We start from the raw sequence: 9,753 nt of genomic DNA on the forward strand, positions 1-9,753 counted from the left end.
AGTCTACCTTTTTCCCTGTACGAATCTCTTCCGTTTTTGTTTTCTGTAATGATACCGCGGCCACCGGAATTTACACAGGGCTATTCGTCGGAAGCGTCAGAGGCTTATCATCGGCACCCCCTCGACTGCGGGCCCGTCGGCGTCGTCGTGAAGAAGAAGGCCTCCGAGGACCTCGACGGGGACGGCCGGCTCGAGACCGTGGCCGTCGTCCACTGCGACGCCAGCATGGGCACCCCGCCCGACGGCGTGTACGTGCTGACCCGCTCCACCGACGCGGCGCAGCCCCGGGTCGTCGCCACCCTGGTGAACCCCAAGGACCGCACCACCGTCACCGACTTCGCCGTCCGTGACGCCGCCGTCACCGCCACCCTGCACGGCTACTCGTCGGCCGAGGTCCCCAACTGCTGCCCGGACGTCACGAACCCCGTCAAGTGGCAATGGAGGAACGGGGCGTTCGTCCGCTCCACCCCCGCCGGGGCACAAAGCGTCTGACACCGGCCGCACCTGGGCGAACGGGAAGTGATCACCCGGCAAACCCGGTGTGAGAAAGCAGACACAGGGCGACGCGTAGTGCCCGCCGGATCACTCCGCGTCAGGCCCGAAGACCTCGACCCTGTCCGAAACGCGACGTACATGGATGCACTCGCCCGGACACTCCTTCGCGGAGTCCACCACATCCGTGAGAAGCGGCAGGGGAACGGGCGTTGTCGCCCCCGGGGCCTGCAGCAACTCGTCGCCCGGACTCTTCACATAGGCCAGTCCGTCGATGTCCAGCTCGAACACCTCGGGCGCGTACTGCACGCAGATACCGTCACCGGTGCAGAGGTCCTGGTCGATCCAGACCTCGAGCGCCTCGCCCGCGGCCGTGGCCTCCTGCTGCACGCTCATCTCTCCTGCCGCCTCATGCGTCGGGTCATTCATCGAGTCGTTCGTCGAGTCGTCCGTCGAGCCGGTCGGGAACGATGCAGGCTCTGACGGGTGTTGAACACTTCGACCCTACCCGGGGCGGCTTCCCAATCATGTTCGGTGGGTATTCCCCTGGCGTGAGGGAGAGCGCAAGGGTGAAGATCGGACACACCCCGACCGTCTTTGTGATCTAGGGGTTTCAATCGACACCCACCCAGGTAGGGTCTGGAAGCGTCCAGCTCCCCTTGGAGGAGGTGAGGACCGTGGCAGCCCACGACGACGACATGAACCGCGGCATCCGCCCGGGACGAGGGTCCGACGACCCGGCCGGGCAGATTGCCTACCTTGAGCAGGAGATCGCCGTCCTGCGACGCAAGCTCGCCGACTCTCCGCGACACACGAGGATTCTCGAAGAGCGGATCGTCGAGCTGCAGACCAATCTGGCCGGCGTGTCCGCACAGAACGAGCGGCTCGCCAACACGCTCCGTGAGGCCCGCGACCAGATCGTGGCCCTCAAGGAGGAAGTCGACCGGCTCGCACAGCCGCCGGCCGGCTTCGGTGTCTTCCTCACGGCGAACGAGGACGGCACGGCCGACATCTTCACCGGAGGCCGAAAGCTCCGCGTGAACGTCAGCCCCAGCGTCGACCTGGAAGAGCTCCGGCGAGGCCAGGAAGTGATGCTCAACGAAGCTCTCAACGTGGTCGAGGCCATGGAGTACGAGAGCGTCGGCGACATCGTCACCCTCAAGGAGATCCTCGAGGACGGCGAGCGCGCCCTCGTACAGGGGCACACCGACGAGGAACGGGTGGTGCGGCTCGCCGAGCCCCTGCTGGACATCACCATCCGCCCCGGCGACGCCCTCCTTCTCGAACCCCGCTCCGGCTACGTCTACGAGGTCGTGCCCAAGAGCGAGGTCGAGGAACTCGTCCTCGAAGAGGTTCCCGACATCGGGTACGAGCAGATCGGTGGCCTCGGCAACCAGATCGAGATGATCCGCGACGCGGTCGAGCTCCCCTACCTCTACCCGGACCTGTTCAAGGAGCACGAACTGCGCCCGCCCAAGGGCGTCCTGCTCTACGGCCCCCCCGGATGCGGCAAGACGCTCATCGCCAAGGCCGTCGCCAACTCACTGGCGAAGAAGGTCGCCGAAGTCACCGGCCAGGCCCAGGGCAAGAGCTTCTTCCTCAACATCAAGGGCCCCGAGCTCCTCAACAAGTACGTCGGCGAGACCGAGCGACAGATCCGCCTGGTCTTCCAGCGTGCGAGGGAGAAGGCCAGCGAGGGCACCCCCGTCATCGTCTTCTTCGACGAGATGGAATCCCTCTTCCGCACCCGCGGATCCGGCGTCAGCTCGGACGTGGAGAACACCATCGTCCCGCAGCTGCTCGCCGAGATCGACGGCGTGGAGGGCCTGGAGAACGTCGTGGTCATCGGCGCCTCCAACCGCGAGGACATGATCGACCCCGCCATCCTGCGCCCCGGCCGGCTCGACGTGAAGATCAAGATCGAGCGTCCGGACGCCGAAGCGGCCAAGGACATCTTCCAGAAGTACCTCACCGAGCGTCTCCCCCTCCACACGGACGACCTCGGCGAACACGGCGGCTCCAAGACCACCACCGTCCAGAGCATGATCCAGACGGCAGTGGAACACATGTACGCCGAATCCGAGGAGAACCGCTTCCTGGAAGTCACCTACGCCAACGGCGACAAGGAAGTCCTCTACTTCAAGGACTTCAACTCCGGCGCCATGATCGAGAACATCGTCGGCCGCGCCAAGAAGATGGCGATCAAGGACTTCCTCGACAAGAACCAGAAGGGCCTCCGCGTCTCCCACCTGCTCCAGGCCTGCGTGGACGAGTTCAAGGAGAACGAGGACCTGCCCAACACCACCAACCCGGACGACTGGGCCCGAATCTCCGGTAAGAAGGGCGAACGGATCGTCTACATCCGTACCCTGATCACCGGAAAGCAGGGCGCGGACACCGGTCGCTCCATCGACACGGTGGCGAACACCGGACAGTACCTGTAATACACAGGGCGGCTGCGGGTGCCCTCAGTGGGTACCCGCAGCCGACTGTTTTCCAGGTAAAGGCCGGACCACAGCAATGACGCAAATGATCTCCCCACCAGCGCAGAGCCGTTCTAGGCTCTTTCGTACCGCCGAGTCGCGCAGTGCGGGGACGGGCACCGCACACGCACGAGAGCGCCAGCGGTACTTGAGCAGCGTCCCCGACCGAGGACGCCGCCGGGCAAGGAGGGCCGCATGACCGTACGGCGAGTAATGGGCATCGAGACGGAGTACGGGATCTCCGTCCCCGGCCACCCCAATGCCAATGCCATGCTCACCTCGTCCCAGATCGTCAACGCCTACGCAGCGGCGATGCACCGGGCCCGCCGGGCCCGCTGGGACTTCGAGGAGGAGAACCCGCTGCGGGACGCGCGAGGCTTCGACCTCGCCCGCGAGGCCGCCGACTCCAGCCAGCTCACCGACGAGGACATCGGCCTGGCCAATGTCATCCTCACCAACGGCGCGCGGCTCTACGTCGACCACGCACACCCCGAATACAGCGCCCCCGAGGTCACCAACCCCCTCGACGCCGTCCTGTGGGACAAGGCCGGCGAGCGCATCATGGCCGAAGCCGCCGAACGCGCGGCCCAGCTCCCCGGCGCCCAGCCGATCCACCTCTACAAGAACAACACCGACAACAAGGGCGCCTCCTACGGCACGCACGAGAACTACCTGATGAAGCGGGAAACCGCCTTCTCGGACATCGTGCGCCACCTCACCCCCTTCTTCGTCTCCCGCCAGGTCTTCGCCGGCGCCGGCCGCGTCGGCATCGGCCAGGACGGCCACGAACACGGCTTCCAGCTCAGCCAGCGCGCCGACTACTTCGAGGTGGAAGTCGGCCTGGAAACCACCCTCAAGCGCCCCATCATCAACACCCGCGACGAACCCCACGCCGACGCGGAGAAATACCGCCGCCTCCACGTGATCATCGGCGACGCGAACCTCTCGGAGATCTCGACCTACCTGAAGCTGGGCACGACGGCCCTGGTGCTGTCGATGATCGAAGACGGCTTCATCGCCGTCGATCTCGCTGTTGACCAGCCTGTTCGTACATTGCACCAGGTCTCGCACGACCCGACCCTGCAACGCCTCATCACTCTGCGCAGCGGGCGCACCCTGACCGCCGTACAGCTTCAGATGGAGTACTACGAGCTGTCGCGCAAGTACGTCGAGGAGCGCTTCGGGGCGGACGCGGACGACCAGACGAAGGACGTCCTGAGCCGGTGGGAAGACACCTTGAACCGGCTGGAGAACGACCCGATGAGCCTCTCCGGGGAGCTCGACTGGGTCGCCAAGCGGGAGCTGATGGAGGGCTACCGACGCCGTGACGGCCTCGACTGGGACGCCGCCCGGCTCCACCTCGTCGACCTCCAGTACGCCGACGTACGCGCCGAGAAGGGCCTCTACAACCGTCTGGTGGCCCGCGGCAAGATGAAGCGGCTGCTGACCGAGCAAGGCGTCGACGAGGCCCGCACCAAGCCGCCGGAGGACACCCGTGCGTACTTCCGCGGTCGCTGTCTGGAGCAGTACGCGGACGACGTCGCGGCGGCCTCCTGGGACTCGGTGATCTTCGACCTGCCGGGCCGGGACTCGCTCCAGCGCGTCCCAACCCTCGAACCGCTTCGCGGAACGCGAAATCACGTCAAGGAGCTGCTGGACCGCTGCCGTACGGCAGAAGACCTGGTCAGGGTGCTGTCCGGGCACTGAACCGGGGTTCAATCGTGATCAGCCGGGCAGGGTGGAAACACCGCCGTCCGGGAATCATCGAGGTGGTCCCCGGACGTTGTGGAAACAACAGGGCCAATGTCAGACCCGGCTTGTAGGGTCTGATCATCACCGATCGGCAGGAATGCCGACCTGCCGACCATGTCGGGCAACAGAGCGGGGTGAGGGTTATGGCGACCAAGGACACCGGCGGCGGCCAGCAGAAGGCCACCCGTTCCACGGAGGAGACCGAGGCGGCGCCGGAGGCGCAGGCATCGGAGGACCTGAAGGAGCGGCAGGAGAAGCTCAGCGACGACGTCGACTCCGTGCTCGACGAAATCGATGATGTACTTGAGGAAAATGCCGAGGATTTCGTGCGGAGCTTCGTGCAAAAAGGTGGCGAGTAAAGGTTGAATTGCGCTTCGGTCTTCGAATCGCAGGATCGGTGTGCGGGGGATGGAAGAGGCCGAGAAGCGATGCAGCGGGTGTCGGCGAGCGCTGCCGGCCACCTCGTTCGCCAAGGACAAGAACCGTAGCGACGGCCTTCAGGTGAGGTGTCGGGAGTGCGTGGCCGAGTACGGCGCCGCGCACTACCGGCGTCGCAGGGAGGCCATGGGGAAGCCTGTGCGGGAGAAGGTGGATGTCCCCGCCGGGCACAAACTCTGCCGGACATGCGGTGAGATCAAGCCGCACGACGAGTGGCATCGCAACGCGACGGCGTCCGACGGCCTGTCGACACGTTGCAAGGCGTGCCGGGCTGTCCAAAGCAGGCAGGGCCACCTGAAGCGCGAGTACGGCATCACCGAAGCCGAACGCGACGAGCTGATCGCCTCCCAAGGGGGCGTCTGCTGTATCTGTTTGGCGGCTTTGCCGGCGCATGTGGATCACTGCCACGAGACGGGTAGGGTCCGAGGCGTACTGTGCTTCAGCTGCAACGCGGCGCTGGGGCAGTTCAAGGATCGGCCCGACGTCATGAGGCGGGCTGCGACATATGTGGAAGGAAACGCGTGGAAGCCAACACTCGTAGCACCGGGCGTCTACCAGCTGCCTTCCTGACGCCTGGGTCGTCGTCCTTCATGGACTTCCTGTCGGACCACCAGCCGGAGCTGCTCCCCGGCAAGCGGCAGCTGCCGCCGACCCAGGGTGTCATCGAAGCTCCGCACGGCACGACGATCGTGGCCGTGACGTTCCCCGGCGGTGTGGTGCTCGCCGGTGACCGCCGGGCCACGATGGGGAACATGATCGCCCAGCGGGACATCGAGAAGGTGTTCCCGGCCGACGAGTACTCGGCCGTCGGGATCGCCGGCACGGCCGGTCTGGCCGTGGAGATGGTGAAACTGTTCCAGCTGGAGCTGGAGCACTTCGAGAAGGTCGAGGGCGCGCAGCTCTCGCTGGAGGGCAAGGCGAACCGGCTCTCCACCATGATCCGTTCCAACCTCGGCATGGCCATGCAGGGCCTGGCCGTCGTCCCGCTCTTCGCCGGTTACGACGTGGACCGGGAGAAGGGCCGCATCTTCTCGTACGACGTGACGGGCGGCCGTTCCGAGGAGAGCGGCTACGCGGCCACCGGCTCGGGTTCGATCTTCGCGCGCGGTGCGATGAAGAAGCTGTTCCGTGCCGATCTCTCCGAGGGCGAGGCGACGACCCTCGTCATCCAGGCCCTCTACGACGCGGCAGACGACGACTCGGCGACCGGTGGTCCCGATGTCGCCCGCCGGATCTACCCCATCGTCACCGTGATCACCGAGGACGGCTTCCGCCGGCTCACCGACGAGGAGTCCTCCGAGATCGCCCGTTCGATCCTGGAGCGCCGTCTGGAGCAGCCGGACGGTCCCCGGGCCGCGCTGCTCTAGCCGGTCCGGCCCGCGACGGCTCTCTTATCAAGGTGATCCAGTGACTTCGACAGAAAGGGACGGATAACCGGTGTCGACGCCGTTCTATGTCTCACCCCAGCAGGCGATGGCGGACCGGGCGGAGTACGCCCGCAAGGGCATCGCCCGTGGCCGCAGCCTGGTCGTGCTGCAGTATGCCGACGGCATCGTGTTCGTCGGCGAGAACCCGTCCCGTGCGCTGCACAAGTTCAGCGAGATCTATGACCGGATCGGTTTCGCGGCCGCCGGCAAGTACAACGAGTACGAGAACCTCCGGATCGGTGGTGTGCGCTACGCCGACCTGCGGGGTTACACCTACGACCGTGACGACGTGACCGCGCGTGGTCTCGCCAACGTGTATGCCCAGACGCTGGGCACGATCTTCTCCTCGGCGGCCGAGAAGCCGTACGAGGTGGAGCTGGTCGTGGCCGAGGTGGGGGAGACCCCCGAGGGCGACCAGATCTATCGGCTGCCGCACGACGGTTCGATCGTCGACGAGCACGGCTCGGTGGCGGTCGGTGGCAACGCCGAGCAGATCAGCAGCTATCTGGACCAGCGGCACCAGGACGGCATGTCTTTGGCGGAGGCGTTGAAGCTCGCCGTCCAGGCCTTGTCGCGCGACACCAACGGCACTCAGCGGGAGATTCCCGCCGAGCGTCTGGAGGTGGCGGTCCTGGACCGTACGCGTCCGCAGCAGCGCAAGTTCAAGCGCATCGTCGGCCGTCAGCTCGGCCGCCTTCTGGAGGCGGACGGCGCCTCCACGGAGGCCGAGAGCTCCGCGGAGGAGGACGACGAGTAGTCCGCACAGTCGCACGATCCCGCCCGTAGTGCGCCCCGGCCGGCACAGGCCGGGGCGCGCGGCGTTCGGTGCCTGTGTCGGATGCGCCCATGACAGCGCGTCCCGAAGGGCCGCGGGGAACTGCGCGACCAGCCGGTCACGGACCGGTGGCGGGCGCGGTGCTCAGCCCCGTACCCGTGCCGTGGACCCCCGCACCACCAGCTCCACCGGGATGTCCCCATCCGTCGGCGTACGCCCCTCCAGGACGGCCAGCAGGGCCTCCATCCCGCGTTCTCCGAACAGTTCCGCGTCCAGTCGTACGGTGGTCAGCTCGGGGTCGAGGGCGGTGGCGAGGGCGAGGTCGTCGAGCCCGGTGACGGACACGTCCTCGGGGATCCGCAGCCCCAACCGCCGTGCGGCCTTGTAGACCCCGGCGGCCAGTTTGTCGTCGTCGCACACCACGGCGGTGGGGCGTGTCACGGTGGCGGTGTCGGTCAGAGCCGCCTCCGCCGCGGTCAGCGCCCCCTCGATGGAGATCGGCGCGGCGGCCGTCCGCAGGGACGCGCCCGGTACCGAGGCCACCCGTTCCGCGAGTTCCCGTGCGCGGACGCGGAAGGTCCAGGAGGGGATGTCGGCGGCGAGGTGCAGGAAGTGGCGGTGGCCCAGGGCGAGGAGGTGCTCGGTGACCTGGCGGATCCCGTCGCGGATGTCGAGGTTGACGGTCGCGGCGCCGAGGCTGCCGTCGGGGTCGCTGTCGAGCATGACGAGGGGGAGTTGGTCGCCGCGGATGGCGGTGAGCGCGTCCGCGGCCATCGAGGAGGCGATCACGCCGTCGAGAGCGGCCTGGGCGGAGGCGAAGGGGTCGCGGGCGGGGCCGACGCCCTCGGGGGAGGGGTACAGGACGACGCCGAAGCCGTGGCGGGCGGCGACGCGGGCGGCGCCCGTGTAGACGCCGGCGAAGAACTCGGTGGTCAGGGCGGGGACGACCAGCAGGACGGTGCGGGTGCGGCCCAGGCGGAGGTTGCGGGCGGCGAGGTTGGGCCGGTAGCCCAGTTCGCGTGCGGCCTCGCGGACACGTTCGGCCGTGGTCTCGGAGACGCGGCCGCGCCATTTGTCGCCGAGGACCAGGGAGACGGCGGCCTGGGAGACGCCGGCGGCCTGGGCGACGTCACGGCTCGTGGGGCGCGTACTACCTCGTGCCACCGTCGGCCTGCTCCCTCGTCTGGACTCGTGGTCAGGGCACATGGTACGTATGACGGGAGACGTTATACGTAACACGTCGCTCGCGAGAGCCCGTCGAGAGGCAGGACATGGCCGCCGGATACCTCGAGATCCTCAGGACGCGGCACGCCGCGCGACTGCTCGCCGGCACGCTGGTGGGCCGGCTGCCGAACGCCACCGCCGCCATCGCGATCGTGCTCTTCGTCCGCGCGGAGGGCGGCACGTACAGCCTCGCGGGCGGGCTGGCGGCCGTGTACGGGCTGGCCAACGCCGTCGGGCAGCCGCTGCTGGGGCGGCTGGTGGACCTGTGCGGACAGCCGAGGGTGCAGTTGCCGGCCGCGATCGTCTCCGCCCTCGCCATGGTCGTCTTCGCGCTGTCGGGGCTGGATCCGCTGTGGGTGGCGTATGTCGCGGTGGCGGTCGCGGGGCTGTGCACACCGCCGCTGGAGGGCGGGCTGCGGGCCCTGTGGTCCTCGGTGCTGCGCAAGGAGGAGCAGGTGCACACGGCGTACGCGATGGACGCCGTGGCCCAGGAGGTCATGTTCACCGTCGGGCCGCTGCTGGTGACGCTGTGCGTGGCGCTGTGGTCGGCGTCGGCCGCGCTGGTGGTGCTGAGTGTCATCGGGGTGCTGGGGGCGCTGTGGGTGGTCGTCTCGCCGCCCTCGCGGGCCTGGCGTTCCGCTCCGCGTGAGGCGCACTGGCTGGGCGCGTTGCGTTCGCCCGGGTTGCTGGTGCTCCTCGCCGCGTTCCTCTTCGTCGGTGTCGCGCTCGGCTCGATCACCGTCGCGGCCGTGTCGTACGCGGACGGCCACGGCGGGGACGCGGTGTACGGCTGGCTGATGGCGGGTGTGGGGCTGGGGGCGCTCGTGGGCGGCACGGTGTACGGCGCGCGGCAGTGGAGCGGTGCGCCGGAGCGGCGTCTGCAGGTGCTGGTGGCGCTGCTTGCGGTGTGTTACGTGCCGCTGACGCTGATGCCCGGCCCGGTGGGGATGACGGGGCTGACGACGCTCGCGGGGGTGTTCCTGGCGCCGGCGATCGCGTGTGTGTTCGTCCTTGTCGACCGGCACGCGCCGCGTGGCACGGTCACAGAGGCGTTCTCCTGGATCGTGACGACGTTCACGGTGGGCCAGTCGGTGGGAACGGCGGTGGCGGGGCCGGTCGTGGAGGTGTGTCTTATAAAAATTTGCAGCTGCCGCCGCATAGA

The 9,753-nt window shown here is 67.8% G+C and carries 9 protein-coding genes and 1 pseudogene; 8 read left to right on the top strand and 2 right to left on the bottom strand.

The genetic code is table 11. The features are described from left to right. Positions 1-117 precede the first annotated feature (117 nt). Positions 118-492, top strand: a pseudogene (locus P1P70_RS33820) (hypothetical protein); the annotation flags it as partial. Positions 493-582: 90 nt separating this feature from the next. On the opposite strand, the gene P1P70_RS33825 reads toward P1P70_RS33820, so the two are convergent. Next, positions 583-888 (bottom strand): ferredoxin, encoded by a 306-nt coding sequence (locus P1P70_RS33825; protein WP_184896119.1) that lies wholly within the window; start codon positions 886-888, stop codon positions 583-585. Positions 889-1,169: 281 nt separating this feature from the next. Here P1P70_RS33825 and arc point away from each other — a divergent pair, with 281 nt between their 5' ends. The 6 genes from arc to prcA all read left to right on the top strand — a co-directional run bounded on the left by arc (position 1,170) and on the right by prcA (position 7,349). Next, complete coding sequence (arc, locus tag P1P70_RS33830; protein WP_319244640.1) at positions 1,170-2,936, top strand: proteasome ATPase; 1,767 nt, start codon at positions 1,170-1,172, stop codon at positions 2,934-2,936. Positions 2,937-3,170: 234 nt separating this feature from the next. Beyond that, positions 3,171-4,682 carry a depupylase/deamidase Dop gene (dop, locus tag P1P70_RS33835; RefSeq protein ID WP_338133446.1) on the top strand — a complete coding sequence of 504 codons (1,512 nt, stop codon included), beginning with the start codon at positions 3,171-3,173 and terminating at the stop codon, positions 4,680-4,682. A 188-nt stretch (positions 4,683-4,870) separates the two neighbouring features. Beyond that, a complete protein-coding gene (locus tag P1P70_RS33840) occupies positions 4,871-5,086 on the top strand; it encodes a ubiquitin-like protein Pup (protein WP_005485230.1) in 216 nt (71 codons plus the stop codon). A gap of 49 nt (positions 5,087-5,135) precedes the next feature. Beyond that, positions 5,136-5,735, top strand: coding sequence for an endonuclease VII domain-containing protein (locus P1P70_RS33845; protein WP_319244642.1), 600 nt, complete (start codon positions 5,136-5,138; stop codon positions 5,733-5,735). Then, entirely contained in the window at positions 5,687-6,532 is an 846-nt protein-coding gene (gene prcB / locus P1P70_RS33850) for a proteasome subunit beta (RefSeq protein ID WP_319244644.1), read from the top strand. The genes P1P70_RS33845 and prcB overlap by 49 nt, the downstream gene beginning before the upstream one ends. 70 nt (positions 6,533-6,602) lie before the next feature. Then, complete coding sequence (prcA, locus tag P1P70_RS33855) at positions 6,603-7,349, top strand: proteasome subunit alpha (protein WP_319244646.1); 747 nt, start codon at positions 6,603-6,605, stop codon at positions 7,347-7,349. Between the two features lie 162 nt (positions 7,350-7,511). Here prcA and P1P70_RS33860 read toward each other — a convergent pair whose 3' ends face one another. Continuing rightward, a complete protein-coding gene (locus P1P70_RS33860; protein ID WP_319244648.1) occupies positions 7,512-8,531 on the bottom strand; it encodes a LacI family DNA-binding transcriptional regulator in 1,020 nt (339 codons plus the stop codon). A gap of 107 nt (positions 8,532-8,638) precedes the next feature. Here P1P70_RS33860 and P1P70_RS33865 point away from each other — a divergent pair. Next, the coding region (locus P1P70_RS33865; protein WP_319244650.1) for an MFS transporter at positions 8,639-9,753 on the top strand (1,115 nt) is incomplete at its 3' end.

The sequence above is a fragment of the Streptomyces sp. MB09-02B genome, assembly GCF_033794485.1.
GTDB lineage: Bacteria > Actinomycetota > Actinomycetes > Streptomycetales > Streptomycetaceae > Streptomyces.

Bases quoted from the DNA above. Each gene is read 5' to 3' on its own strand.
- P1P70_RS33840 (WP_005485230.1), top strand. From the start codon at position 4,871: ATGGCGACCAAGGACACCGGCGGCGGCCAGCAGAAGGCCACCCGTTCC.
- dop (WP_338133446.1), top strand. From the start codon at position 3,171: ATGACCGTACGGCGAGTAATGGGCATCGAGACGGAGTACGGGATCTCC.
- P1P70_RS33825 (WP_184896119.1), bottom strand. From the start codon at position 888: ATGAGCGTGCAGCAGGAGGCCACGGCCGCGGGCGAGGCGCTCGAGGTC.
- P1P70_RS33845 (WP_319244642.1), top strand. From the start codon at position 5,136: ATGGAAGAGGCCGAGAAGCGATGCAGCGGGTGTCGGCGAGCGCTGCCG.